17 protein-coding genes and 12 pseudogenes are annotated in these 26,858 nt (G+C 59.8%); 14 read left to right on the plus strand and 15 right to left on the minus strand.

Annotation, left to right across the window (positions count from 1 at the left end):
* Window positions 1–37 precede the first annotated feature (37 nt).
* A complete protein-coding gene (locus IVB45_RS05285) occupies window positions 38–205 on the plus strand; it encodes a hypothetical protein (RefSeq protein ID WP_247356694.1) in 168 nt (55 codons plus the stop codon).
* 814 nt (window positions 206–1,019) lie between these two features.
* Complete coding sequence (locus IVB45_RS05290; RefSeq protein ID WP_247356695.1) at window positions 1,020–1,883, plus strand: IclR family transcriptional regulator; 864 nt, start codon at window positions 1,020–1,022, stop codon at window positions 1,881–1,883.
* A gap of 287 nt (window positions 1,884–2,170) precedes the next feature.
* Here the strand turns inward: IVB45_RS05290 and IVB45_RS05295 are convergent.
* Together IVB45_RS05295 and IVB45_RS05300 are read right to left on the minus strand one after the other, a co-directional pair.
* A pseudogene (locus IVB45_RS05295) lies at window positions 2,171–2,464 on the minus strand (IS3 family transposase); the annotation flags it as partial.
* 139 nt (window positions 2,465–2,603) lie between these two features.
* On the minus strand, window positions 2,604–2,975 hold the full coding sequence (locus tag IVB45_RS05300) for a hypothetical protein (RefSeq protein WP_247356696.1): 372 nt from the start codon (window positions 2,973–2,975) through the stop codon (window positions 2,604–2,606).
* Between the two features lie 558 nt (window positions 2,976–3,533).
* Between IVB45_RS05300 and IVB45_RS05305 the strand changes: the two genes are divergently transcribed.
* The 3 genes and pseudogenes from IVB45_RS05305 to IVB45_RS05315 form a co-directional block, all read left to right on the plus strand.
* Complete coding sequence (locus tag IVB45_RS05305; RefSeq protein WP_247356697.1) at window positions 3,534–4,067, plus strand: SET domain-containing protein; 534 nt, start codon at window positions 3,534–3,536, stop codon at window positions 4,065–4,067.
* Window positions 4,068–4,162: 95 nt separating this feature from the next.
* Window positions 4,163–4,714 (plus strand): annotated as a pseudogene (locus IVB45_RS05310) (IS5/IS1182 family transposase); the annotation flags it as partial.
* A gap of 358 nt (window positions 4,715–5,072) precedes the next feature.
* Window positions 5,073–5,330: pseudogene (locus IVB45_RS05315) on the plus strand (transposase); the annotation flags it as partial.
* Window positions 5,331–5,570: 240 nt separating this feature from the next.
* On the opposite strand, the gene IVB45_RS05320 reads toward IVB45_RS05315, so the two are convergent.
* The 4 genes from IVB45_RS05320 to IVB45_RS05335 all read right to left on the minus strand — a co-directional run bounded on the left by IVB45_RS05320 (window position 5,571) and on the right by IVB45_RS05335 (window position 9,229).
* Window positions 5,571–6,623 (minus strand): IS110 family transposase, encoded by a 1,053-nt coding sequence (locus IVB45_RS05320; protein ID WP_247385528.1) that lies wholly within the window; start codon window positions 6,621–6,623, stop codon window positions 5,571–5,573.
* Window positions 6,624–6,797: 174 nt separating this feature from the next.
* Window positions 6,798–8,387, minus strand: coding sequence for an IS66 family transposase (locus IVB45_RS05325; RefSeq protein WP_247807596.1), 1,590 nt, complete (start codon window positions 8,385–8,387; stop codon window positions 6,798–6,800).
* A 69-nt stretch (window positions 8,388–8,456) separates the two neighbouring features.
* Window positions 8,457–8,810: an IS66 family insertion sequence element accessory protein TnpB gene (gene tnpB, locus IVB45_RS05330; RefSeq protein WP_007601228.1), complete on the minus strand. Its 354-nt coding sequence runs from the start codon at window positions 8,808–8,810 to the stop codon at window positions 8,457–8,459.
* A complete protein-coding gene (locus IVB45_RS05335) occupies window positions 8,807–9,229 on the minus strand; it encodes a transposase (protein WP_247290870.1) in 423 nt (140 codons plus the stop codon). The genes tnpB and IVB45_RS05335 overlap by 4 nt, the downstream gene beginning before the upstream one ends.
* Before the next feature lie 94 nt (window positions 9,230–9,323).
* Here IVB45_RS05335 and IVB45_RS05340 point away from each other — a divergent pair.
* Window positions 9,324–10,124, plus strand: a pseudogene (locus IVB45_RS05340) (DDE-type integrase/transposase/recombinase); the annotation flags it as partial.
* Window positions 10,125–10,138: 14 nt separating this feature from the next.
* Here IVB45_RS05340 and IVB45_RS05345 read toward each other — a convergent pair.
* Window positions 10,139–11,151: pseudogene (locus IVB45_RS05345) on the minus strand (IS110 family transposase).
* 15 nt (window positions 11,152–11,166) lie between these two features.
* On the opposite strand from IVB45_RS05345, the gene IVB45_RS05350 reads away from it, so the two are divergent.
* Entirely contained in the window at window positions 11,167–11,478 is a 312-nt protein-coding gene (locus IVB45_RS05350; protein WP_256467193.1) for a transposase, read from the plus strand.
* A gap of 165 nt (window positions 11,479–11,643) precedes the next feature.
* Here the strand turns inward: IVB45_RS05350 and istB are convergent, their stop codons facing one another.
* Together istB and istA are read right to left on the minus strand one after the other, a co-directional pair.
* The gene (gene istB, locus IVB45_RS05355) at window positions 11,644–12,405 is read right to left on the minus strand and encodes an IS21-like element helper ATPase IstB (protein ID WP_247356441.1); all 762 of its coding nucleotides are present in this window, start codon (window positions 12,403–12,405) and stop codon (window positions 11,644–11,646) included.
* 15 nt (window positions 12,406–12,420) lie between these two features.
* A complete protein-coding gene (gene istA, locus IVB45_RS05360) occupies window positions 12,421–13,959 on the minus strand; it encodes an IS21 family transposase (RefSeq protein WP_247356440.1) in 1,539 nt (512 codons plus the stop codon).
* Between the two features lie 315 nt (window positions 13,960–14,274).
* On the opposite strand from istA, the pseudogene IVB45_RS38865 reads away from it, so the two are divergent.
* The 4 genes and pseudogenes from IVB45_RS38865 to IVB45_RS05380 all read left to right on the plus strand — a co-directional run.
* Window positions 14,275–14,391, plus strand: a pseudogene (locus IVB45_RS38865) (helix-turn-helix domain-containing protein); the annotation flags it as partial.
* 14 nt (window positions 14,392–14,405) lie between these two features.
* Complete coding sequence (locus tag IVB45_RS05370; RefSeq protein WP_247501255.1) at window positions 14,406–14,936, plus strand: transposase; 531 nt, start codon at window positions 14,406–14,408, stop codon at window positions 14,934–14,936.
* Between the two features lie 695 nt (window positions 14,937–15,631).
* Window positions 15,632–16,022 (plus strand): annotated as a pseudogene (locus IVB45_RS05375) (ATP-binding protein); the annotation flags it as partial.
* A 197-nt stretch (window positions 16,023–16,219) separates the two neighbouring features.
* Window positions 16,220–16,834, plus strand: a pseudogene (locus IVB45_RS05380) (transposase); the annotation flags it as partial.
* Between the two features lie 407 nt (window positions 16,835–17,241).
* Here the strand turns inward: IVB45_RS05380 and IVB45_RS05385 are convergent.
* From IVB45_RS05385 to IVB45_RS05395, 3 genes are all read right to left on the minus strand, one after another.
* Entirely contained in the window at window positions 17,242–18,081 is an 840-nt protein-coding gene (locus tag IVB45_RS05385; RefSeq protein ID WP_247363250.1) for a hypothetical protein, read from the minus strand.
* A 131-nt stretch (window positions 18,082–18,212) separates the two neighbouring features.
* On the minus strand, window positions 18,213–19,253 hold the full coding sequence (locus tag IVB45_RS05390) for a polyamine ABC transporter substrate-binding protein (protein ID WP_247363247.1): 1,041 nt from the start codon (window positions 19,251–19,253) through the stop codon (window positions 18,213–18,215).
* Between the two features lie 630 nt (window positions 19,254–19,883).
* Entirely contained in the window at window positions 19,884–20,213 is a 330-nt protein-coding gene (locus IVB45_RS05395; protein WP_247363252.1) for a hypothetical protein, read from the minus strand.
* Here IVB45_RS05395 and IVB45_RS05400 point away from each other — a divergent pair.
* Window positions 20,163–20,811 (plus strand): annotated as a pseudogene (locus IVB45_RS05400) (IS630 family transposase); the annotation flags it as partial. The gene IVB45_RS05395 and the pseudogene IVB45_RS05400 overlap by 51 nt on opposite strands.
* Before the next feature lie 1,412 nt (window positions 20,812–22,223).
* Here the strand turns inward: IVB45_RS05400 and IVB45_RS05405 are convergent.
* The 3 pseudogenes from IVB45_RS05405 to IVB45_RS05415 all read right to left on the minus strand — a co-directional run.
* A pseudogene (locus tag IVB45_RS05405) lies at window positions 22,224–22,433 on the minus strand (transposase); the annotation flags it as partial.
* Window positions 22,431–22,711 (minus strand): annotated as a pseudogene (locus IVB45_RS05410) (phage integrase N-terminal SAM-like domain-containing protein); the annotation flags it as partial. The pseudogenes IVB45_RS05410 and IVB45_RS05405, both read right to left, overlap by 3 nt.
* A 791-nt stretch (window positions 22,712–23,502) precedes the next feature.
* Window positions 23,503–24,184, minus strand: a pseudogene (locus tag IVB45_RS05415) (transposase); the annotation flags it as partial.
* A 207-nt stretch (window positions 24,185–24,391) separates the two neighbouring features.
* Between IVB45_RS05415 and IVB45_RS05420 the strand changes: the two are divergent.
* Window positions 24,392–25,741, plus strand: a complete 1,350-nt coding sequence (locus IVB45_RS05420; protein WP_247363696.1) for an IS701 family transposase — start codon at window positions 24,392–24,394, stop codon at window positions 25,739–25,741.
* A 197-nt stretch (window positions 25,742–25,938) separates the two neighbouring features.
* Window positions 25,939–26,853, plus strand: a complete 915-nt coding sequence (metF, locus tag IVB45_RS05425) for a methylenetetrahydrofolate reductase [NAD(P)H] (RefSeq protein WP_247358209.1) — start codon at window positions 25,939–25,941, stop codon at window positions 26,851–26,853.
* Window positions 26,854–26,858: the final 5 nt, after the last annotated feature.

The raw sequence follows: 26,858 nt of genomic DNA on the forward strand, positions 1-26,858 counted from the left end.
GGTGCAGTTTTATTTAGACGTCCTGCGGGAGGGAAGAATGCAAGAACCAAAAATGATCGCATCTTGGATCGCGCCCAAGGCGACTAAAGATGCCAAAAGCCATATTGCCGGACGCGGGGCCACCGCCCTTCAACCGATCTGCAAGGGTGAAGTGGTAGCGGTCAGAAGCGGGCACATCATGAAATGCTCAAATGTCGCGCCTTGAGTCAAGGTCGTTTGGAGAACAATTGCTTTCAGATATCTGAAGATTTATGCATCGCGGGTGTGAGCCAGGAAGAGTATGAGGGGGTCCAGACCTTCGTCAATCACTCTTGCGATCCGAATTTAGGCATGGCTGGCAACGTGGTCATGGTTGCGATCCGTGACATCGAGCCCGGTGAAGAGCTTGCGCTTGACTAGGCGATGCTGGGCAACAGCAGCGATAAGGTAATGGATTGCTGCTGCGCCGCCCCTTCATGTCGGAAAATTGTTGCCTTTCACGACTGGCGTTTACCTGAGCTTCAAGCGAGATATAAGGGGTACTTCTCTTGGCTTGCCGAGGCCCGCATTCGATCGGCGCAGGAGCTATAATCGTCGGAGGGCCGGGGCAGGTGAAAGACAGCCCCGATCCAAGTCTCATATCTTGCCCGACGGCCAGCGGGCTGCCATCTTGCTTTTGGCATTCCAGGATGATCAGGCCGTGCGGGCTCGCCGAATTGTGGGACCGCCAAGCCACATATTGCGGCGTTTGATGAGACCTTGAGCAGCGAGGGATCCGGACCCTTGCTTATCTTCCGCCAAGATCGCACTCGTTGGCTGCGCACCAGCCAATAGGGTTGTTGATCGGCGCAGACGGTCTGGCGGTTCGAGAAAATCCAAATTGGCTTGTCTTCCCGGGATCTCCTCCGCCGGACCGGTGGAATGAGAAGCGGGCCCAGATGTCGCGTTCCGGTGCATAATGTGACCTCAGCGGTCATAAAAGGGCGTGCATAGTGCTACTAGGAATTGACTTTCGATTCGCGTGATGCAATCTGAGGTCAATGTCCGAGCGCCAAAATTCGCAGCGTAGTCCAAGCCTTCCCGAACGGCTTACAAGGGCTGTCTCCAAGAGCCGTAGTCCACGGAAAGGAGATACCCGCGACCATTCGCTGTTTGTAAATTCAATCGAAAAAGCGGTTATGGTGCTCAATGCGTTTAGTCGAGAGCGACCACGATTGACGCTCGCTGTGGTTACGAAGCTGACAGGTCTGGACAAGAGCGCGGCCCAGCGATTTCTCTTCACCCTTCACCAACTTGGCTTGGTACGAAAACACGACGAGACCAAGCAATACTCGCTGTCTCCTCGGCTGCTTGAATTCGCTTATGCCTACACTTACAGCGACGGCTTGATCGAGCGGGCTCAGCAATTTCTGGTTGAGGCACACGAGAAGACCGGGGAGACCGTTAACCTAATGGTGCTGGACGGCACCGACGTTATCCTCGTTTGGCGGATCCCCAGTTTGGACATTGTCGCAATGAATGTTCAGGTGGGGCTTCGTATGCCCGCCCTCTACAGTATTGCAGGAAGGGCAATTGTTGCTCAATTTCCGCCAAAGGAGCGAGAATTTATCATTCGGGCCACGAACTATCAGAAATATACGGATGAGGCAGTCACGAATCCTAATGAAATGCGCAAGCTTTTGGAGAAGGCGAGCAAAGACGGGTACGTGTTGTCGCAATCGCAATACTTTCACCACGAGACTGCGGTGGGTGCGGCCATTATCGATGGTTCAAAGAAGGTGCTAGGAGGTATCAGCCTTTCTGGTCCTGGTAGCCGGTTGACGGTCCAGGAGGCTCGGGAGAAGCTGTTGCCAGCTACAATTACTGCCGCTCGAAAAATCTCGCTTGCGATGGGCGCTTACTGAGTTTGTGCTAACAGTGTCCTTCCCGGTTGAATGAGCTGGATTAAATGCGCGGCACAAACTGATAGGTCATTCAACGGCGCCGGTCATGAGCACACGCTTCGGCAAGACTGCTTCGTAAATCGATGCCTTCACTTCATTTTCAATCTCTCTCCAATCGTCCGGTGAAGATCGCCTAATCGCACTCAAGCCGGGCCCTCATGACTGCTGCTTTCGGCCGCGCCACATTTATCGAGCTCTTTCGACCCAGCCGGAGGCAGCGATGCGACCGCGTGCTGCTTGCCTTTGAAATCAGCCAGGACTTCCTTCAATGCGCTGGCCTCGCGACTCGCAGACGTCGCAGCGGCACCGTATCGCCCGCCAGCCGGCGCTTGCTGGCCTCGAGAAAAATTCCATGAAACAAGCAGTAATACATCGAGGTCGAGATGCCCTCGCGGCGGCACAGCTCCGAGTTGTTCTCCTCGCGGCGTAGTCCTTCCAGCGCGATGCGGATTTTCTCTTCCAGCCGAGCACTGCGTCTGGCGTCGAATGCCGTTCGGCATTTGTACTGCCGGCGCTTTATCCGTCCCGGATTTCTGTTTCATCTTCGCCCTCGTGGCTACGATGACCAGAAATCCTCCCTTCGTTGAGTCCTTCAATTTGTCTCAGAGATCCTGACGGCAAACACGCCGAGAGTTTCCTTCCAATTTAGGCAAGAGATGACTTCGTGGATGGACGCCTCCGTCACCTGGCAGAGAGAGTTGACGTCGTAAACAGGCAAACCTGGTGAAACGACAGATCTCGCCTACACACACGAAAAGGCGTGCAGTTGAACAGGATCGCGGCAATTCCCCGATGCGCCTCACGCAGTCGGGAGAAGGAAGCCAAGACGTCTGCACCGATGTCGGCAGCTTTGGTCGTCAGCGGGCCGGTCGACTTGCGTCTCGCCAGCAAGTCCCCTTCGATTTCGCCGATCACGTTTCGAGCCTGCTGCACTTCTGAAACTCCGAGCATCTCGTGATCCGCGGCATTGGAATTGACCGTAAGGATGCGAGCTTGCCGCCGGGTGGCAGCTATCGCAGCAATGTCGGGACCGACAGGCTGGGCCGACGTCATGACGGGTACTTTTGGCACCTTTACAAGCGTCAGCGACGCAAACGCTCACGTCGCTTGTTCGCGCGTTAAATCGTCGGTCGGCTGCGCTCGGTCCGGAGCGGATCTGGACTGACGGTTCTTGCTCGATCCGGAACAAAGCGCCCGTCAAGCGGATGCCCGCAAGGCTACCGCTACAAGCCCGTTTCTTTGCCCGAGTGGCTTCGCTTGTCCTTATGAAGTGCTTTCGTAAAATAGCTGGCCCCGGGGGGATGCGCGTTAGGCGGCTAATGAAAGAGCTTGCAAGCAAATATTCAATATGTTATATTACAAAGCAATACATCATACTGTAGTTACAGGGAGGCAACTATGGACCGTCGAGATCATGTCAAGAATAGGTCGACGCGCGTTGCATGTCGGTTGGGTCGCGTAGATGGTCGCATGCCGTTCGCGCAACACCAGCGCGGTTCTCAATGCCGATCGCGCTGCGAGCGCCAGATGACGCGCGGGATAGACGTACATAAGAGTTAACAAGATGCCGCTGGCGGTGCAGTTTCACCGGATGTCGTGGGGGAGGGAAGAATGCAAGAACCGAAAATGATCGCATCTTGGATCACGCCGAAGGCGACTAAAGACGCCAAAAGCCAAATTGCCGGACGTGGGGTCACCGCTCTTCAAGCGATCCGCAAGGGTGAAGTGGTGGCGGTCAGAAGCGGGCACATAATGAAATGCTCAGAATGTCGCTCCTTGAGCCAAGGTCGTCTGGAGAATAATTGCTTTCAAATCTCTGAAGATTTATGCATCGGGGCTGTGAGCGAGGAAGAGTATGAGGGTATCCAGACTTTCATCAATCACTCTTGCGGTCCGAATTTGGGCATGTGCGGCAACGTGGTCATGGTTGCAATCCGCGACATCGGGCCTGGTGAAGAGCTTGCGCTCGACTACGCGATGTTGGGCAACAGTAGCGATAAGGTAATGGATTGCTGTTGCGCCGCCCCTTCATGTCGGAAAATTGTTACCTTTTACGACTGGCGCTTACCTGAGCTTCAAGAGAGATACAAGGGGTACTTCTCCTCGCTTGCCGAGGCCCGCATCCGCTCAGCGCAGCGGCTGTAATCATGGGAAAGCCGGGGCAGGTGAAAGAGCCAGCCCCGATTGTGTTGACCTCAAGAAGATCAGGGGCGCAGCGGGTGCGCACCGAGGATCAGCATGAGCGCGGCCCCAAGGTCTATGCGTTACATGCCCCGGAGGTCGAGTGCATCGGCAAGGGGAAAGCCCGCACGCCTTACGAGTTCGGCTGCAAGGTCAGCATCGCCACCCCCCTGACGTCCCCGAAAGGCGGACAGTTCGTGCTCCATGCCAAGGCACTGCATGGCAATCCCTTCGACGGGCACACGCTCGGCCCGTATTCGCCGACATGGAGAAGCTCACCGGCGTAGAGGCTCGCCGCATCCATGTCGACAAAGGGTACCGCGGCCACAACCACCCGCACCGGTTCAGGGTCTGGATCTCGGGTCAGGTCCGCCGCGTCACCGCTTCCGTCCGTCGCGAGATGAAGCGTCGCGCGGCTTTCGAGCCTGTCATCGGCCACGTCAAGGCCGAGCACCGCCTGGACCGCAACTATTTCAAGGGCCGCGTCGCGGACCGCTATCCTCGCCGCGGCCGGCTACAACTTCGGCCTGCTCCTGCGATGGCTCGCAGAACTCTTGCGTGCCATCACCCGGGCGTTCGCCGAAACTGTCCCGGCTCAAAAGATCGCTTAAATCAGCGCGCGCCCGCGTTCTTCACGGAGGACGAATGAGTGGGTCAAAAGCGCGGCACAAAATTGATAAAGCCAAATTCTGCGGCGCTGTTTGTGAGCATGCGCTTCGTCCAAGATCCTTCAGGCAAAAGGATCCGGTGAGGACCGCGTAATGGCGCTCAGGCGCCCTAATGACTGCTTGTTTCGGCCGCCGCGCGGCTTTCATCAATTTCTTGGGACCAAGTGGCACGAGGGAGATGCGAAGCGCCGGCGAGCGCGCTCGCATTGCTACCGCGGTGAGGCGCTCGGTCACCGGTGACCTTGCCCCACGGGCTTAATCCAGTTTGAAGTTCGCTCTGGCCCACAGCAAGGACCAGAGCATGAAGCGCAAGCGGTGTACGGAAGAACAGATCATCGGAATTTTGAAGGAGCACGAAGCGGAGATTCCGGTCGCCGATCTCTGCCGCAAGCATGGTGTAAGCGACGCCAGCATCTACAAATGGAAGGCCAGGTTCGGCGGGATGGACGTCTCGGAGGCCAAGCGACTGCGGTCGCTTGAAGACGAGAACACGAAGCTGAAGCGGCTTCTGGCAGACGCGATGTTGGACAATGCGGCGCTGAAGGATCTCGTGGGAAAGAATGTATGACCCGCCCCGCCCGTGCAAGGTCGTTTAATGAGGACGATGCAGTCTGCACAAATGTATCCGGCCTCTTGCAAGTGGGCCGCTGTTGCGGCCAGGCCATGATGAGATCCGCGCGTGCCGTTCCCAGATAAATGGTTCGGGCTCGAAGCCCGCTTTTTTGCACAGGGTTTACGGCGCGCCGATCGACTGTTTCGTCATCACCTTCACGAACCTCGCAGTCTGGAACAAACGGGATCAGCTAAAGGCCGGATCCCGCCGTTCATAGCTTGCGCCGGGCTTGGTCATCACCACCCATGCGATCCGCGCAATCTTGGCCGCCAAGGCCACGGTGACCTTGTTAGTGTGCATGCGTGCCTGAAGTCCATCAAGCCACGCGCCAAGGCGGTATCGCGAGCGATCAAGATGAGTCACGCAGGAACGGGCGCCATGGATGATCATCCGGCGCAGATATCGATTGCCGCGCTTGCTTATCCCCAGCAGCTTCGTTTTGCCTCCCGTAGAATATTCTCTCGGGACAAGACCTAGCCAAGCTGCCATATCGCGGGCCTTTTTGAACTGGCGGGCAGATCCAGCTGCTGCCAAAAGCGCCGTCGCGGCCAGCGGACCAATGCCCGGGATGGTCATCAATCGACGTGCGGTATCGCTTTGAGAGGCAATTGCCTCAATCTCGCGGTTGACCTCGGCAATCCGCAGCTCCAGCTGCCGCAGCTCGTCAAATGTAGATGCAAGAATGCGACGCATCGCCGAGGTTAGATCATTCGACTGATCGGCCAAAACCCTCGGCAGATCAGCCTTGAACTTGCCGGCGCCCTGGTGAATAGCGATCCCATATTCCAGGCAAAAAGCGCGCATCTGATTGATGAGGCACGTCCGTTGCGACATCATCCGATCGCGAACACGATGCAGCGCTTGCAGGTCAATGTGCTCAGGCGACCTTAGCTCGACGAAGCGCATCGTTGGTCTCGTCACGGCTTCGGCGATCGCCGCGGCATCGATGATGTCATTTTTGTTGGACTTCACATATGGCTTCACGAATTGAGCTGGGATAATGCGAACGGTGTGCCCCATGGCGGCGATCTTGCGGGCCAACCATTGTGAGCCGGAGCAGGCCTCCATCCCCACCAAAGCCGGTCCTGCACGTTCGAAGAACTGCAAGAGCGTATCGCGCCGAAAGGTCGCCTTCTGGATCGGCATTCCGGCGGCGTCGAGCCCAACGACGTGGAAAAGGTTCTTGCCAATGTCGATCCCAAACACCGTTGCCGGCCTGGGCTTGTTCCGTGTCCTCATTGCTTCCTCCTTTCAAAAGCCAACTCAGTCTGACTGAGAGGACGGGGCGGGTCATCCCATTAGTGGTGACGCCCGCGGGGAAGCGGAAAGCTGTCGCTCATCTGGTGGATGCCCATGGGATGAGCGAACGGCGGGCGTGTAAAGCCATCGGCTGGTAAGCGCTTAGCCGCAACCCTATTGAGGCTGGCTTGACGTTTTGCGGAATCGCCACGGCATGAGGTCTTCGATGCGGCTATGGGGATGGCCGTCGATGATCGTCTCGAGTGTTTCGGCGATGTAGGCGGCCGGGTTGACGTCGTTGAGCTTGCAGGTGGCGACGATCGAGGCGAGCAAGGCCCAGTTTTCGGCTCCGACCTCATGACCGGCGAAGAGCGCATTTTTTCTGGTCAGGCAGACTGGCCGGATGGCGTTCTCGACAGGGTTGGTGTCGAGCTCGAGGCGCCCGTCTTCGAGGAAGCGGGTCAGACCTTGCCAGTGATTGAGCGCGTAGCGGATGTCCTCGGCGAGCGTCGAACCGCTGGAGATCATCGACAGCTGTTTTTCGAACCACGACTTCAACGCGGCTACCATTGGCAGCGAGTGCTCCTTGCGCGCGGCCAACCGTATGTCCGGCGATGCACCGCGCACCATGGCTTCGATGGCGTAAAGCTGTGCGATGTGCCGAATGGCGGCCTCGGCGATCGGCGATTTGCTATTGCGGGCCAATTTGACGAAGCGCCGGCGCAAATGGCTCCAGCAATGCACGAGCGTCCACGGCCCTTGCGGTCGAACGACTTCGGTCAGCCGGTCATAACCGTCATAGGCATCGCATTGCAGGAAGCCTCCGCAAAAGCCATCCAGGAACTGCTCCGCAAAGGCACCGCTGCGACCGGGGGCATATCGGAACAGCACGATCGGCGGACTTGGGCCGCTGTGGCCGCGGTCGTCTGAGGCGATCGCCCAGAAGTAGCCCTTCTTCGTTTGGCCGCGCCCCGGATCGAGTACCGGCGCCTTGGTCTCATCCATGAACAGCCGATCCGCCATGGCCAGGTGGTGGCGCATGTGGTCCGCGATGGGCTGAAGATGGAAGCAGGCGCGGCCGGACCAGTTGCCCAGCGTCGCCCGATCAAGCCGGATACCCTGGCGCGCATAGATCTCGGCCTGACGGTAAAATGGCGTATGATCGCCAAATTTGGAGACGATCACGTGCGCGATGGCCGCTTCGGTCGGCAGCCCGCCGGGCACGACGTGCTCCGGTGCGTGCGCCTGCACGACGGGGCCCGCGCAGCGGCGACAGATGTATTTCGGGCGGCGCGTGACCAACACCCGCCATTGCGCCGGGATCACGTCGAGCCGTTTGCTGACGTCCTCGCCGATCTTCGCCATGGCACCGCAACCGCACGGGCAAAGCGGACTCGCAGGCTCGATAATCCGTTCCACCCGCGGCAAATGGGCAGGCAAGCAGCCGCGATTGCGATGAGGACCTTGATCCGGCGCGCTCCGCGATCGGCCATTGATCACAGTCTCGGCTCTCTCCTGCGCCGCGTCCAGAATGCCTTGCGCGATCTCCACGTCTTCCAGCGGCAAGTGATACTGATCTGGCCGCAGCTTCTCGGACTTCGCGCCGAACTTCTCGCGTCGCAATTCGCCGAGAATGACCTCCAACCGACGCCGCGCCTCTTCCGACGTCGCCAGCGCCGCCTGATGTTCGCTCAAGGCCGCCTGCGTTTGCGCCAAAAGCGCTTTCAATTGTTCATTTTCGTCGCGCAGCGCCGCGATGCTCATGCGCTATTTCGAGCACATCGCCGCCGCGCGTGCCACATTCAAAATAGCTTCCGAGTCATTCTGCCGCAGTTATCCAGCCGCCTGGGGACGCCGCGCTTCTTCCGGGCGGACCAACCTCCAATCCAGCCCCTCGAACAGGGCTGCGAACATCGCCGGCGATATCCGTATCACGCCGTCTGCGATCGTTGGCCAAACGAACTTGCAACCTTCAAGACGCTTGTGCACCAACACCAGACCCGTTCGATCCCAGACCAAAATCTTGATCCGGTCCGCTCGTTTCGATCGGAACACGAAGGCTGCGCCGCTGAACGGGTCGAGACGAAGCATCTCCTGCACCTTCGCCGCAAGCCCATCGTGGCCACAGCGGAAGTCGATCGGCCGCGTCGCGATGTAAATCTTCAGATCGGCACCGGCCGCGATCATCGTGACGCTCGCATCGCGCGGATCACACGGGACAGCTGCTCGCCATCTATGGCTGTGTCCGTCCGCAGCACGACATCGCCGATCGCGATCTCAAGCTTGATCGCCGGAACCTGACGCTCCTCCAACGCACCTTCCACGACTAGCGGCGCGAATGTCGGCTGCGATACCTCGCGCGGCGGCAACATGCCTCGCTGTCGAAACCGCCGCCGCCAATCGTAGATTTGCCAGCGCGTCGCTCCGTGCTTGCGCGCCACCTCGGACACCTGGGCACCGGGTAACAGACTCTCGGCGACGATCCGAGCTCTCTCAGCTTCCGAACGTACGCGGCGCCCCGATGGTCCTTCAAGAACCTCCAGCCGGCTCACCGATCCCCTCGTTGAGCCGTCCAAATGGACGTCCTTTTTGCTGTCCAATCCCATCCGAAACCTCCGTCCAAGCCGGAGGCTTCTTTCGCACGTTCATTCGAATTCTGAAGCAAGGGTATCGGCTTCGCGCTTACATCGGCTGCTGCCGCTGACCAGGAGATACCGGACGACCCAGGCTGACGATACCAGCCTTCGCCAACGCATGAGGGCGATCGCCCAGGAGCGCCGCCGCTTCGGCTATCGGCGGCTGCATGTTCCGCTCAGGCGGGAGGGCTATCTGATCAACCACAAAAAGCTCTTGCGGCTCTATCGGGAAGAGAAGCTGACGGTGCGCCGCCGTGGTGGCCGCAAGCGGGCGATCGGGACCAGGGCGCCGATGCTGGTTCCGATGACGCCGAACGACCGGTGGTCGCTCGACTTTGTGTCGGATCAGCTGACCGACGGCCGCCGCTTCCGCATCCTGACTGTCGTCGATGATTGTACCCGTGAGTGCCTGGCGCTGGTGGCCGATACCTCGCTCTCCGGCATCCGCGTGGCGCGGGAACTGGACCGGCTGACGATCGAGCGCGGCAAGCCCAGGATGGTGGTCAGCGATAACGGCAGCGAACTCACCAGCAACGCCATCCTGGTGTGGGCCGACCAAAGCCGTGTCGAATGGCACTACATCGCGCCGGGCAAACCCATGCAGAACGCCTTCATCGAGAGCTTCATGTATAGACGGCCCCGCGGGTGCAAGAGGTTTCGACAACATTTTGATGTCGGTCGGGTGCGTTCATGTATACGGCCTTTTGGTGCGACCGATACCATGGTCGCTGGCCCTGATGGAGATCGCGGATCGAGGCCTCATCAACGGGTCGCGCTTGTTGCGCTTAAAGCTCTTCGAGCTTTCTCGATCCCCAGCTCCGCCGGTTTTCATCACGCTGTCATTTGCCCTCGCACCTTAAGTTAGCCGCATCCGCAGCTTCACGCAGGGGATGTCGGCCTATAATACTCCCCAGTCGTCATCATCGCCCAGACGATCCGAGCCAACTTGTTTGCAACGGCGATTGCGACCACCATGGGTCGACGTCACTCGAGGAGAGCTTCGATCCATCCGCCTCCGACCCGTGAGCGTGCCTGGGGAACCGGACGACGTTACGTGCTCCGATGACCAGCAAGTGCCTAACATAGGAATCTCCCTGCTTCGTTATGCGGCCGAGCCGATCCTTTCCACCACTTGGGTTCTCCCTTGGCGTTAGGCCGAGCCAAGCTGCGAACTCCCGCCCGGAACGGAACATGGTTGGATCGGGGACGGTGGCAGCAAGGGCTGTAGCCGTTACGGGGCCGACGCCCGGGATAGAAGCAAGCAACCTCGCCACTGGATGCGCTCTCTGGATCTGAGCCAACTCTCGCTCGATGGCTTCAATCTGCCGGTCGACTTCCTTCATCTGGTTCACAAGCGCCGCCAGCGCCATGCGCGCCGTAGTCGGCAGCGATAACTGATCATCGTCCAACATTTGCACCAAACCATCCACCCTTTGTCGGCCTTGCCCAACAATAAGGCCGAACTCGGCAGGCTCGGATGGCGCAAGATGTCATAGTCCTCTGACGAACCAGCAGGCCTCTCGCTCGATGAAGCATCAAGAAGCCTTGGTTCTCGAGGCTCTTGATCGGAACGAACCGCATGTTAGGGCGAGCAACTGCTTCGCAGATTGCGGCCGCATCAGTCGCATCGTTCTTAGCTCCTCGCCGGACGTAGGCCTTTACATATGCCGGCGGAATCAACCTCACATCGTGACCAAGCCGCTGGATCTCGCGTGCCCAGTGATGCGCGGAAGCAAGCCTTGATGCCGACCAGGCAGGATGACAGTGATGAGAAGAAGGCGATGATCTCACCACGCCGCAGGCGTTGGCGACAGACCACGTCCTTCGTCATCAACCGCATGGAGGTGAAAAGCGAACTTCGAAATGTCCAACCCAATAGTCGCGATGTTCATCTTGATTGACTCCTTCTGCCGCCAGCACATCTGGCACGATATCACCGGCGCCGAGAGAGCGGGGCCGTCTTCCCCATCAACGGCCGGCTGCGGGATGAGCTGTTGAAGGAGACGTTGTTCACGTCACTGGCACAAGCCCGCGTCACAGTTGGAAGTTGGCGGGCGGATTACAACGACACAAGACCACACTCGCAGCTCGGATGGAGAACCCCGTCCGAGTTCGCGATGACCTGCCACCCGCGCCGGGATCTGGCGCTGCGCTATGCCGAGGGCTCCGCGCCAGCTCCCGTCGCTACCACCGCCCAACTGGGCAAATCCAACTGCTAGGGCGAATGCGGATTCCGATTTATTCCGGCCGGGTATTCCGACGTGAAGCCGGCCACCGTTCCGATTTTGCGCATTTCGCTGATGGTGAGCGGCGATTTCAGGCGATCGTGAGCAGCTGTTTCGCGCGATGGTGAGCAGCGGCTTTGACCGACATGGGTGATTGGTTCAGGGGTTTGAGTTGGCGTCAAGAGTTTGATTGCGGGCGTTCTGCTTTCGCATGCTTTCTCCGGAGAGTTGCAGACGGTGAGCGTTGTGAACGAGGCGATCCAGGATGGCGTCGCCGAGGGTTGGGTCGCCGATAACGTCGTGCCAATGTTCAACAGGGACCTGACTGGTGACGATAGTGGAGGCGCGACCGTGGCGATCATCGAGGATCTCCAGAAGGTCGCGCCGTTCGGGCGGATTTAGAACTGACAGGCCCCAATCATCGAGGATCAGAAGTTGAACGCGGCCGATGGTTTTGAGCAGCCGGCCATATCGGCCGTCGCCGCGAGCCAGGGCGAGCGCCTCGAACAGGCGCGGGACGCGGTGATACTGGACCGAACGAGTGTCGCGGCAGGCCTTGTGGCCGAGGGCGCAGGCAATCCAGCTTTTGCCGAGCCCGGTTGCCCCTGTGATGAGCAGGTTCTCGTTGCGGTCGATCCAGTCGCCGCCGACGAGTCTGGCGAAGACGCTGCGGTCGATGCCGCGTGGCGTGCGCAAATCGACGTCTTCCACGCATGCGCTCTGGCGTAGCGCGGCGAACTTGAGACGGGTCGTGAGACGTTTGGTGTCGCGCTCGGCGGCTTCGCGATCGACGAGAAGCCCGATGCGCTCCTCGAACGGCAGGGCGTCGAGGTCCGGTGATCGTCGCTGCTCCTCGAAGGCTTTGGCCATTCCGGTCAAGCCAAGCGTGATCAGCCGTTCATGGGTGGGGTGTGTCAGCATTGGAGTCTCCCTGGTTCAGTGGAAATAGCCCTGACCGCGGATGTTGCCGTGGCGCAGGGGCTGGTGGTCGGACGTCTCGTCGAGGAAAGCGCGATCGAGGCCGCTCTTGAGGATCGAACGGATCGAGGCGACGGAGCGAGCCTTGATCAGGATGCCGCGTCGGCAGGCGGCATCGACGCGCGCATGGTCGTAGCTCCTGGCCAGCGACAGAATACCGAGGCAGGTGCGAAAGCCTTGCTCGGGGTGCGGCCGGGCTTCGATGACGACCTGGAAGAACGCCGCCGTCGATGGACCGATCTTCTCGCCGGCGGCGATCAGCCCTCCCGGTGTCCATTTGCCGTAGCGGCGGTGGGCGCTGGGCATATGATCGGCAATCGTGGTGTGGCCGCGCCGGTTGGGCGCACGGGCGTGGCTGGCGATCCTCTGTCCCTTGTGGAAGACCTCGACGGTCTTGTCGGCGATACGGACATCGACGAGTTCACGGATCAGGCGGTAAGGGGTGGAATACCAATGGCCGTCGATCTCGACGTGATAATCTGGGGCGACACGGCAACGCTTCCAGCGCGCAAAGACGTAGGGCTGGTCCGGCAGTTCTCTCAACCTGGGGCGATCAATCTCGGCGAACAGTTCGGTCCGGCTGGAGCCGAAGCCGCGCATCTGGCGGGCGTTGAGTTCGACGACGAGCCCGCGGATGGCGGTATTGAGCTCCGCCAGGGAAAAGAAGCGCTGGTTGCGCAGGCGGGCCAGGATCCAGCGCTGGGCGATCTGGACTGCGATCTCAACCTTGGCCTTGTCCTTTGGTCGCCTCGGCCGGGCCGCCAGGATCGCGGTGCCGTAATGGCCGGCCATCTCAGCATAGGTGCGGTTGATCCCGGGATCGTAGCGATCGGGGTTGGTCACGGCGGCCTTGAGATTATCGCAGACCACGAACTTCGGCACGCCGCCGAGATACCTGAACAGGCTGGCATGCACGCCGATCCAGTCGGACAGGCTCTCGCTTGGGCAGGCCTCGGCGTAGGTGTAGTTCGAGGCCCCCATCGCCGCGACGAACAGCTTCATGGCGCGCACTTCGCCGGTGATGGGATCGAAGATATCGATGGTGTCGCCGGCGAAATCGACGAATACCTTCTCCCCACCGGCGTGGGTCTGACGCATGCTTGGCCGGGCCCGCTGCTTCCAGGCCTCGAACGTCGTGCAAAACCAGGTATAGCCAAAGCCGTCCGGATTGGCGGCGCGATACTCTTCCCACAACAGCAGGCGCGTCACGCTGCGGCGGCGCAGCTCCTTCTCGACATAAGCCCAATCCGGTGTCGGGCGCCGGTCGCTTTGCGAGGCTGCCGTCGGCGCCGGAAACAGCAGCAGTTCAAGGTTCTCGTCGTCCAGGCCCTCCGGCAGCGGCCAGGTCAGCCCCGCAAGGCGGGCGCGACGCACATAACCGTGTACGACCCCATTGCTCACTCCCAACGTCCGCGCGATGACGCGCTCGGTCAGGCCCTGGTGCCTCAAACGTAGAACTTCTCGGATCCGGCGCATCGACAATCTCTCGGTAGGCATCAGGCTTCCTCACTGGTTGAATGAGAAATCCGCAGCCCGGTTGAGTTGTCGGTCGAAGCGTCCGGCACCGCCAAACGTTGCTCACGATCCTCTGAAATCGTTGCTCACGATGCGCTGAAATCCGTGCTCACGATCCCGCGAAACGCGCAGATTTGAAGCCGGCCACCATTCCGAAATGAAGCCGGCCGGCATTCCGATCAATTTCCGGCCAGGTTTCTGAGAAGGTCGGCGTTTTCGTTTGGGTCAGTCCCTCAGGCATCAAGTCCCTCGTTGATCAACGGGGGAAAGCGGATGCCGGCCAAGAGAGAACTGCCCATGCGACAGATACGCCAAATGCTACGGCTTGCCCGTGACGGGGTGAGCGCCCGGGAGATCGGACGAACGCTCGGCGTGGCGCGGAGCACGATCCAGGACAATCTCAAGCGGGCGGCAGCGGCCGGGCTTGCGTGGCCTTTGGCTGGCGACCTCACGGACGCGTTCTTGAACAACGTCTGTTCGCCCATGCCGGCGTCAAGCGTGGGTACCGCCGGCGCGCCGAGCCAGATTGGGGCTCGCTCGCCTGCGAACTTAAGCGGCCTGGCGTCAATTTGATGGTGCTTTCGGAGGAGTATCGCGCGGTTCACCCGGGAGGCTATGGCTACAGTCGCTTCTGCGATCTGTTCCGGGAGTTCGAGCGGCGGCTGTCGCCGACCATGCGGCAGGACCATCCGGCCGGCGACAAGGTATTTGTCGATTACTCCGGCAAGAAAATCATGATCGTCGATCGCGCAACCGGGGTCGTGCGTGAAGCGGAGATCTTCGTCGCCGTGCTTGGCGCCTCCAATTACACCTACGCCGGAGGCGACCTGGACGCAGAAACTGGCGGACTGGATCGAGGCCCATGTCCGCATGTTCCGCTTTTTTGGCGGGGTGCCGCGCCTTGTGGTCCCCGACAATCTGAAATCCGGCGTCCACAGGGCCTCGTTCTACGACCCTGAAATCAATCGCAGCTACGGGATGATGGCGTCCCATTACGGCGTCGGCATCCTTCCGGCGCGGCCACGAAAGCCCCGGGATAAGGCAAAAGTGGAAGCCGGAGTGCGTTTTGCCCAGACCTATATCCTCGGGCGGCTTCGCCGGCAGACCTTCTTCTCGCTGGCTGAGGCGAACGCGGCAATCGCCGCCGCGCTGGAGCGCGTCAACGCGCACGTCATGCGTCGGCTTGGCGTCAGCCGCCGGCAATTGTTCGAGACTGTCGAGATCCCTGTCCTGGCGCCGTTGCCGGATGCCGACTATCAGTTCGCGGAATGGCTCCTGGCCCGCGTCTCGCTCGATTATCATGTCGAGGTCGACGGCTTCTTGTACTCAGTTCCACACGGCCTGATCCGGGAGCAGGTCGACGTTCGCGCCACCACCCGGACCATCGAGTTGTTCCATCGGGGTTTGCGTGTTGCTGCTCACCAGCGCCGTTATGGCAGCCGCCGGCATGGCACGGATCCCGATCACATGCCCAGTGCGCATCAGCGTTACGCCGAGTGGACTCCCGATCGATTCCGGCGCTGGGGGCGATCGATCGGGCCCAACACCGAGGGGCTCGTCCTCGCCATCCTGGCCAATCGGCCTCATCCCGAACAGGGATTCCGGACCTGTCTCGGCGATATTGATCCCGAACGCGCCGAGCTGATCGCGGCCCGCGCGTTGCCGAGACGACTTCTCAGTTGCGTACCATCACGTGCCGCGTCTCTTCACCGCCCTCGCACTCGGCCGCGCCGATGGCCGTTACACCAAGATGCTGCGCGCTATCGCTCGTCTCGATCTGCTCATTCTTGATGACTGGGGGCCAGAGCCGCTCGACGCCGACCAGCGCCCATGATCTGCTCGAGATCGTCGAGGACCGATATGAAGCTCGCTCGATCATCATCACCAGCCAGATGCCCGTCGACCGCTGGTACGAAATTATCGGAAATCCCACCATCGCCGACACAATCCTCGATCGCCTCGTCCACAACGCCTAGCGCATCGAACTCAAAGGAGAGAGCCTCAGAAAGCAAAAGCAATCCGCCCCCAATCAATCGGTCACTTGACCTTCTCATCCCTCAACGACATCATCAAATCGACCCATGCGATTGACGCCAAGGGTGGCCGGCTTCCGATCGGAATACCCGGCCGGCTTCAAATTGGAATGCGTGGCCGGCTTCGTCGGTACCCGCAAACTTGATGAAACTTGGGGGCAAGGTCAACATCGTCTGGGAATCCCCGGGAGACTTCGTCGGAATCCGCAAAGGGCTGGTCAATGCGTTATCTGCGCTGGCTTCAGGACCAGAAGTTCGATCACCCGGCACATCAGATCGCAGTCCAGGAAATGGTCGAAGCGGTTCGCATCGCGAGGGAGCGGGTCGAACGTCTGGAGCACACGATCGAAGAGTTCGTCTGTCCTGGTCTAGTCTCTGGAGCCGCTCGTGGGGCGCTTCAAACATTGCGAGATATCGACCGGATCGTCGCAGTAACATTCGCCACCGAGGTCGGCGACGTGAGCCGTTTTGAGAGCCCACGTCAACTCATGGGTTATCTCGGTCTGGTGCCCGGCGAGCGATCGACGAGAGAGTCCGTCAGGCGTGGCGGCATCAGCAAGGCCGGCAACGGCAGCGTCCGCCACATGTTGGTCGAGAGCGCCTGGACCTATCGACACCCGCCGAAGATCGGCAAGACAACGCTACATCGGCTCGAGCAGGCATCAGGCGTGCAAGAGATCGCGCGGAAAGCACAGAGCCGCTTGACTGCCCGCTATCGGAAGCTGGCTACACGCGGCAAGCGAACGACAGTGGTCTGCACTGGTATAGCCCGTGAACTGGTCGGGTTCATGTGGGCAATCGCAAGGCAAGTGCAGGCAACCTGATCAGGTGCTTCTCATCATCGTGCATGGGCGCAGGCGGGAGCACGGCAGAGGGAATGCCCGTCGGACGCTTTGTGGCCGGAAAGAGCGCCGACGTCCACAGTAAGATAGGAGCAGACTTCGGACGCACAATGGGGAATGCGGTGGTCAACCCGCGCATCAGAGCTTGATCACCGACGTCTTTCGGTCCCGCCTGTGGCAACCAAGCCAGTCGACTTTAGGAAGGGAGTGGAGGGGCTTGCTATGATGGTACGCGAGCACGATCGCCAGCGTTCGAATCGCGTTTCAGAATGTTCTGAACTGTAAGAGCCATGCTTCGCATACCGCGACGCATGTCGGTGTGGCCACTGGCGATCCAAACCCTGACGCCGCTCGGAATCGGGATCATCGTCGCGGCGCGAGCCTCAAGTCTAGCGACGCACCGACACTGCGAGGCCTATGCCCTTGCCGTCCACCGTAAGTCGACCCAGCCCCGGAGTCGCGAAGGCGTCAGCGAAGAACTCGATCATGGAAGCTACATCGAAAACTGGGAGGTTCGCTGCTCGGTGCACCGCTGGAGCGTACTGTGAAAGCCCCGTGCATTCCAAGAGAATCGCGGCGATATCAGGGTGCTGGAGGATCAGGGAGGACGCGACACCTACCGTCTCCCGCTCAATCTCAGCTTCGTAGCTTGTGCGTTCTGGCATTCCAACAACCTCCGAAGCCTCCATCACAGCCTGTCGAAACACCGGCTGACTGCCGACGTCACCGACGACGAGGCGGCCGGCATCAGAGACTCCTGCCCGCTCGAGAAGCTCGGCTGTAAGTGTCGGGCCGCTCGCGGTCAATACGGCTAGCTTCTTGCTGCTACCCAAACACGCGAGCAGCAGTGGGGCGACCAGGAGACTTGACAACAGCACAGGAACGTCCACTGCGTTGCGTACTGCTTGCTGATGACGAATCATGAAGCCACAATTGGAGGCGATCACTCGCGCGCCCTCATTAACGAGCTCGCGCGCGGCGGTGATCACAAGATCTTGGAGTCCGTCATCTCCTTTGTATACGAGCCGATCAACTGTGCAGCCGGGAACGATTCGACACAGGTATGGAGACGCGGAGGAGGAAGGATTCTCCCTTGGCCCACCTGGCACCGGACGGTAATTGTAGTCGAGCAGGAGAATACCAATTGGCGCACCACAACGTCGGTTCAACTCACAGCTATCGAAGACAGTTTGAGCAACCAATGTTTGGCCGGCGCTTACTTGGTTCATCTCAGGCCCTCCTTGGCCGACGCGCAGCAGTCACTTGCATGTCCGGTTTTGTTTTGGAATCGGACAACTCCAGTCAACAGCCCCTGAATGACACGCAGATCATCTGCCATTCAGGATCGGACCGCGGAGCGCTACCGCAGGCTCCATTCCTTGTAACTGTTACTGAGCTCCTGATATCTATCGGCCCAATACTTGTTGTCGACAAATAGGCTATTAGGATTGTTTAAATCAGGAAGCCAGCGCCGCGCCTCTGCGTCAATCTTTTGCTCGGCTCCCTTCGTCACTGGAACCGCGCCAAGCTTGTTGGCCAACGCGGCCTGCTGTTCTGGCCTGGTAATGAAATCAAGGAAACGCATCGCCGCCTCCTTGTGCTTTGTGCCCTTGAGCACGGTGAAATAGCCAGTCAAATTTATGCACTGGGCGAAGGAGAAGTCGATTGAAATGCCCGCCGCCTTCGCTAACTTCACCCGATTTAGCCAAGCGGTGGAGTAGTCAGCTTCGTTTCTCTGAATGAGCGAAATGCACTCGGCAGTTGCCGTCCAAAACTTTACGACGTTCGGCTTGATGCGGTCCAGCGCCTTGAAAGCGCGATCGAGATCGAGCGGGTACATCTGGCTCGGCGCCACTCCGTCCGCAAGCAGTGGTACTTCTAGACACGGAGCGCCTCCGGTGCCCATCAAGGTGCGGCGCCCTGGAAAACTCTTGACGTCCCACAACTGCGGAAAGGTTCTCGCCGGATCCTTCGTCCGGCTCGGATCATACGCGATGCCAAGGGCATAGATAGCTGTGGGCACGGCAAAAGAGGGCGGGCTCTGAACAAAGCGCGCGGGATCAACTATCTTGGTATCGATTTGCTCCCAAAGGCCCAATTGTCCGCCCTGATAAGCCTGGCCTCCTCCGGTATCTAACAAGTCCCACTGAATGTTGTTACTCTGGACCTGGGCCAGTGCTTTCGCAAAGTCTGGGCCAGCGACAGTGTCCACGGCGATACCGGTCTCCGACGTAAAGGGCTTGATCCAGTATTCCTTCATGAAGTCGTCAGTGCTTCCGCCCCAGTTCGCGAGCGTAATTCTCTCGGCGGCGCGGGCCCGGCTGGACGCGACGAAGGGAGCAGCCCCTAGAAACAGAGCTCCAGCAGCAGTCACACCATTCACAAATTGCCGGCGGTTCACGATGCTTCTCCCTGTTTTGATGCTACATATTGGATACTAGTATCTCATATCGCAATACGATTTTCAAGTCGTGAACCCCGTATTGGCCGCGCCTGGATGGACAATGGCCGCCCTCACTGCATCGGCTTGGACGGACTGCGCGTTGATGATGCAATCGAGGAAACACTTGCTCGGCATCTCGGTCCGGGCGCTATCGCCATCGCCGGGCTCCTCAACACAACGGCGTCAAGACCGGTTGCAATCGCTGGACACGCGAGCGCGTCACCTAGGTGCGCTCGAACTATCGCATCCCCGTGTGCAGCCCGGGCGGGATCGAGCGCTGCCTGAACCACAGCAACCCGGCAAACCTCCTCGCTTCGGCTCCCCGCCGAAACAGGCGAGATCGTCCATCCGCCATCGGACGGCCCGTGGATCTTTGCTCGCGCCCTCGCTGATAACCGCCGCCAGTCAATCTATCGCGGAACGAGCTCGGCAGAATCCAAGATACCCCACGGGATCACATCCCGATCAGCAAGTTCTCTTCTCTTCAAAAACATAGACAGATGGGTGTTCTGATCCGTTGTTGTACAACACGACCCGCGGGCACTCGATCATCTCTCAGCCCAGTTGAGTTCGAGCCTGAGGTGGGGATTAGCTTAACCCGGCGTCCATCAAACCCGCAGCAAAGATCGAATTGTTGGTTGTCCTTAGCGCAATCAAATCAGGGACAACACTGGAGCGAGCTATATGCCGGCCAAATGCAAAGCCCTTCAATTGAACGAATGAGCGGCTTGCTGTACGATGCGTGCGGACCTTTTCAAGCAAAACGCTGGCAGGCAAGCGGCTGCTATTGCTGCACACGAGCAGAGGCCCGGCGTCTCGGGCGATCGCTAGTTCGAGGAAGTCTTGGAACAGACACAAAAAGTGGGATGTGCGGATGGCTTGCCAAGCAAGTCTGTGGCCGCCGAACTCGGCATCCATGAACACACCGTTGCCAAGTGGCGCCGGCGATTTTAAGGATCGATGTGATGGGCTGATTGACGAAGCCCGCCCTGGCCGCCCTCGCACCATCGACGACGATCAGGTTGCTGAGGTAATCGAGCGTACATTGCGTACGACGCCGGCCGACGCGACGCACTGGTCGACCCGCTCGATGGCTGCGGAAACTGGCTTTTCCCACACCACCATTCGTCGAATGTGGTCGGCGTTCGGCTTGCAGCCGCACCATAGCCAGACATTCAAGTTGTCGAGCGATCCGCTGCTCGTCGACAAGGTACGCGATATCGTCGACCTTCTATCCCCACCGAGCCGAGCCCTTGTCCTCAGCATCGATTAGAAAAGCCAAATTCAGGCCCTCGATCGCGAGCAGCCGGACTTGCCGATGATGCCTGGCCTGCCGGAACGCCGCACGCACAGCTACGTGCGGCATGGCACGACCACGCTTTTTGAGCGCTCGATGTCGCCTCGGGGTTCGTCATCGGCAATGTTACAAGCGCCATCGATCAGTCGAGTTTTTGAAGTTCCTCAAAGAGATCGACGCTCAATCCCTGAGGGGCTCGCTGTCCATATCGTCATGGACATGTGTGGACGCCCCCGCTGATGCAAGAAGAATCTTTCAAAGAGCGCTGAGCGTGGTCGGGGGCTGACATGTGTCCGGCCTTTTGCTGCGGCTGTCACATGCCGCTGGCCCGTATGGAGTTCGCGGAACGGGTCCAATTCAACCTCGCGTGCTCGAGGCGCGTATCGCTGATCTGGTTTTCCCGATTCCTGTCTCGCGACCGTTGCGCCATACTCTCCGGTTGACCTTCTCTCGATTGGTCCCTCCATGAACCATGGCGCATCGATCTGGTCATGGCGCAGGGACGTCAGGAAGGTCATGGTTTTCCAACGCCGTGTGGGACTTTGGCGGGGAGCTTGTGCCCACGCGGTGCCCATTCCCGCAGGAGAGCCATGTCGGTCCGGGTCTAAGTCTCGTCGATGAAGACCAACCGCTCAGCTTTGACGGGACTTTGGTACTTGTCCACTGGGCTCGCCGCCGTGCCACCTCGGGGCGATCGCGTTCGCCAGCCACCACGCTTTTTTTAAGCTGAGCTTCGCGGCATGCACGACACCGAGTGGTAATCGACCTTCAGGCCGCGTCCGGCAAGCTACGCAACGAGACCGCGTATGGTGAAATCGCCGTCCTGGATCCGTTGCGACAGCCACATCGCGTGGTCGCCCGAAATCGCCTTCTTATGACCACCCATTTGACAACGCTGCCGATCGACCCGCTTCATCCAGCCAATGGCCGTGCTAATCGCAATCCCAAACCGCTTGGCTGCCTAAATGCGGGACATCCCGCCCTTGATCGCGGCCGCGACACGCTTGCGAAGATCCAGAGAATAAGGCTTGCCCATCCATGCTGGCCTCCAACCCAGCCAGCATGGTGAATCAGAAACACGCTGATTGGAATCTTGAGGGTTCAGTGAGGTCGCGGGGCAAAGGCCAGACGCGCGCTCTGTTCGTAGCGTGCGATTTCATAGAAGCCGGATTGAACGAAGCCGCGGAGTTGTGGGCGCTATGAGGATAGTGCAGCCAGCGCGGCTGCGGAGAAGGCGCGTCTGTGGTCATAGCGCGTCGGCGAGACATTCAGCTGATGTGAGCGGCCCCAGTGATCGGGCAATGGCCGATCCAGCGAGCGATCTGGTACGCTGGGATGCGTGGCCGAACGATTGGCGAGATGTTTGGTGACGAACGCGGCCACGGCGATATCGGACGTTGCCACCGAGAGAGTGATCACGGAAGGAGTGGATGGTGCAGGCGTGGATCATGACGTATCACAACGAAACGGATGGTCGCGCGCGCCGGGACGAATTCGGCGCGCCGCATGGTGTCGCCGCAATGTAGGCAGACGGGGATATCGCATTTGACGAGGGGATCGCCGCCGGCTTTTTGATCAGCCGGAGCGTTGCGAACAGCAAGGAGTTGACGGCAAAGGGCGATTTTATCGTTGCGTCCGCCATTGGCGAGGAAGCCATAGTGGCGGATGCGGTGAAAGCCGTACGGCAGGGTGTGCAGGAGAAAGCGACGAATGAACTCACCGGCATTGAGCATCATCACCTTGGCTTTGCGATTCTGCCGATAGTCCTTCCAGGAAAAACTCACTTTACCATCGGCGAGTGAGATCAGCCGGCTGTTTGCGATGGCGACGCGATGCGTGTAGGCGATGCGCTCCGGGATTGTGCTATGGCCGAGCGTCACTCCGTAGAAGAATCGCAACGCACAGACGATCTGGTTGAGTGCAGGCCACGATATCCCCGTCGCCACGAGATGAACTGGAACGCGTGAACGTCCTCCAAGCCCAAATGGTCGGGCGATCGGCCAAAATGTCGGCTGAACTTCGATGCTGCGTTGAGATATGATCGTTGCGTCGCCAGCGACAAATTGCGGACTGTCATGTCCTCGACCGGGCGTCGGCGGAGAGGGCTCACCTGGGCCATCGGAAAACTTCCTCTCTGAGGGTTGAGCTCTGAAAAGGGCGGCGACTTGCGCGCTGCCGGCTTACACTTTCAGCTTTCGCCTGGCGGTTGCTTTTCAAATGGTGCAGCAGACCGCTTTGCGCGATCGGTGCGTTATTGCTTTCAACGGCCTTGAAAAGCTATCTGCAATTCGTCAGCTGCCGGTCGGCATCACATTCCGGAGCCGCACCGGATTCGGCAACTAGCGCCACTCTCTCGTTGCCTGCATGGCGCCTGGGAGTAGAGTCGATTGATGTATCGATGTCTTCGGCTCAATCGCCGCATGAGCCCATTGATCTCGAGCGCTGAGAGTGCGGCGCGGGCTTGTGATCGCGAGCGAACCACCGCCGAGCTGGCGGTCTCGACCACGTATGAACCAATCCCTCTGCTGGCGCAAATTGGACTATCGACGTTCTTGGACTGCAACTGGCATGAGCTCCCAGTTCGCGGTGATCAGGTTGCGTGGGCAGCGGAACGGCATCCAATGTTAGCGTATGCCTCGACTACCGCTGGAATATCGGCGTAGGCTAATCGAGAAAGTCCGGCGTCTCGCGGCCACTTCGTAGGGATCCGAGCATCGGATGTCCTTGATCGTCGCGACGGTGCAGCAAAATTCCCATCCAGTTTATCGCGCTAAGTCCATACTGAATGCGAACGGCTTAGGGCAGCACTACAACGCGCGAATTCGCATGACAGCATCGCCCACCGCACCCGACATCACCTTCGCCTCAAGGCAAGCACGCAGGACGGCATCGGATCGAGTGGCGTGCGATAAACTTCGGTGTTGTCGGGGCTAAGGCGTCGAACGCCAATTCGGCGGCGGCCTTGGTTTCGGCCGTCCAGATCTCCTGCAACTCGCGATTGGCCTTCAGCTGCTGGCTGTGCGGCAACTTGGCGAATAGGTTGGGGTCTTGCGCACCCAGCGGCGCTGCTGGCGCGTTTTCGGCCAGATATCGCCGGCGGCCTCTAGAACCCGCGTGCGCCATCGGCGATGGCGAGCCGCGGCGGCGCGTCGAGCCAGCGCCGCATGAGATCGAGCACCAGATCGCGCCACTCCTGCGCCTCTCACGGCGCCATCGGTGAAGCCCACCAGCTCCTTGCGACCTTCCGACGTCGCGCCAATCAGCCGGGGATGCATGGCTTTTCGTCTTCGAAGTGTGCTTGGAGATGGATGTCATCGGCCCAATGTAGACGTAGCGCTTAGTCGATAGATTGCGCCTCGCCACGGCGGCGTGCTCGTCGAGCCAGCCGTGCTTCAGGGCGGCCGGTGGTTGCTGACAACCCGGCAGCACGCTTGCCAAGCAGCGCCGCTGCAGAGCGGCGCATGTAAGGCGGAGAAAACCGGGATACGATCGGGTCGGTCGCGTCCGCCTCGCGATCGGGTACACACGGCTGACGGACGGCGACCGCGCCGATACCGGTCATCATCTCGCGTTCCGGCAGGTGACCGCGGCGCAGCAGCTCCGTTTTCTTTTGGTAAGGTCTCCCAACAAGGCGTTGGCACCCGCTTGGGAGGGGTGGGCTGCTTCTAGAATTTGATTGCCTCTGTTCGTCTTTCCCACTGCATGTCGTCCCTAAAAGAGATTGAACATCTGGCCTAGCACTACTTTGGCAGATTGTTGATTTTGCCGCGATTTATAGGATTCCCGAATCAATTGTTCAATGATTCATGGGTGGTCGGCTCTTGGAGGGCTGACCATGCCGGGATGGGAAGACGAACTCGAACGCTGGCTGATGCCGTTCTTGGACCGGCTGGGTCATAAGACCCGACAGCGGATGTGTCCTCTATATGTTGCGGGATTGATCGGTCCTGGCGATCGCAAGAGCGTTCAGCCGATGGCGGAACGCCTTGCCACGAGCAACTACGACCAGTTGCACCATTTCATTGCGGACGGCGTCTGGAACGCGACGCCGCTAGAGACAGAGCTGCTCAACCAGGCGGACCGACTTGTCGGCGGCAGGGATGCGGTGCTGGTTATTGATGACACCTCACTGCCGAAAAAGGGTGAGCGATCGGTCGGTGTTGCGGCTCAATACGCGTCGGCTCTCGGTAAAACTGCAAATTGCCAAACGCTGGTGTCTTTAACGCTTGCGCGCGGGGAAGTGCCCGTGATGGTCGCGTTACGTCTCTTTCTGCCTGACAGCTGGACAAGCGACATGCCTCGCTTGAAGCGCGCTCGCGTGCCAGTCGAACACCGAACGCCGCGGTCCAAGCCGGAGATCGCTTTGGCCGAGATTGACCGCGCGATGGCAGCCAACATACGCTTTGGATGTGTGCTGGCGGATGCAGGATACGGCCTCAGCGCGCCGTTTCGACAAGGGCTAACAGAGCGCGGGCTGGCCTGGGCGGTCGGTATCCCTCGGCACCAGAAAGTGTATCCGGTCGATGTGAAGCTCATTTGGCCGATCACCAAAGCCCGTGGCAAACCACGAAAGCACCACGTGCCCGATATCTTATCGATTGCGGCAGAACAAATGCTGGCCAGCGCCAAATGGAAAACCGTGAGTTGGCGCAGCGGGACGAAAGGTCGGCTCAAAGCCCGATTTGCTGCTCTCCGTGTCCGCACCGCCGACGGCCCTCCGCAGCGGATATGGGATAAAGGTCAGCAGCATCTCCCAGGCGACGAAGCCTGGCTCATTGGCGAGCAACGTGCCTCCGGGGAGAAGAAATACTATCTCGCCAATCTTCCGGCGACGACGGATCTGCGCACGCTGGCCGCCACCATCAAGGCACGGTGGATTTGTGAGCAGGCGCATCAACAGTTGAAGGAGGAACTTGGACTTGATCACTTCGAAGGGCGATCATGGCAAGGTCTTCATCGCCACGCCCTTATGACAATGATTGCCTACGCCTTCCTGCAACATCGTCGCCTCGCAAACGCGGGGCGAAAAAAAAAGAATCAACGGGCCTCCGCCTCAACCGACTATGCCCGCCGTACGTCACGCCATCGTCGATCTCATCCTTCGGCCGCCGCCCCAGCAGTGCCCACATTGCCGAAAGCAAATCCTTGAAAAACAGCGGCGAAAACACATTCTGCCAAAGTAGTGCTATGGCTCATGTTGGCCCACTCTCATCCCGGCGGCTGGAGCAAAAGATCCATAGATCGATCTAAATTGGGCAATTTCCCAAAACCCAGTGGGCTATCGATGGTCCGATCTTTGGTTTATGTATCTTGGTCAACGTCTCAAGCTAGCGGAGTTGTGGTCATATGACTGAGTTGACGCGGCGTTGTCCCAGAGGGTCCCGCGCGCTGCTATCCCCTTCGATCTCCTTCGAGTTCTTCCCACCCAAGACCGAAGAGATGGAGCGGAATCTCTGGGACACCATCAACCGGCTTGCCCCGCTCGACCCGAAATTCGTCTCGGTGACCTACGGCGCCGGCGGCTCGACCCGTGAGCGGACCCACGCGACCATCTCGCGCATCCTGAAAGAAACCGCGCTGCTGCCGGCCGCGCATCTGACCTGCGTCGGCGCCTCCCGCGGGGAGATCGACGAGATCGTCGACCGCTATCACGAGGTCGGCGTCCGCCACATCGTCGGCCTGCGCGGCGATCCCCCGGGCGGCATTGGCACGGCCTATTCCAGCCATCCCGATGGCTACCAGAGCTCCGCCGACCTCGTCGCCGGCATCAAGAAGCGGCACGGCGATATCGAGGTGTCGGTCTCGGCGTACCCTGAGAAGCATCCCGAGGCGCGCGACTTCGACGATGACATCGACACGCTGCAGGCCAAGGTCGATGCAGGTGCGACCCGCGCGATCACGCAGGTGTTCTTCGATAACGACCTCTATTTCCGCTATCTCGACCGCGTGCGCGCGCGCGGGATCAACATCCCGATCGTGCCGGGCATCATGCCCATGCATAATTTCAAGCAGGCGAGAGCCTTCGTCACCCGCGCCGGCACCTCCGTGCCGGACTGGTTCGCCGCGAAATTCGAGGGGCTCGACGAAGACGCCGAGACCCGCAAGCTGGTGGCGGCGACCGTCGCGGCCGGCCAGGTGCAGAAGCTGGCCAAGCACGGCGTCGACACCTTCCATTTCTACACCATGAACCGCGCCGATCTCGTGTTCGCGATCAGCCATTTGCTCGGCATCCGCGCCAAGAGCGCGCAGAAGGCGGCTTAAGACAC

The organism is Bradyrhizobium sp. 4, from assembly GCF_023100905.1.
In the GTDB taxonomy this organism is placed as follows: Bacteria; Pseudomonadota; Alphaproteobacteria; order Rhizobiales; family Xanthobacteraceae; genus Bradyrhizobium.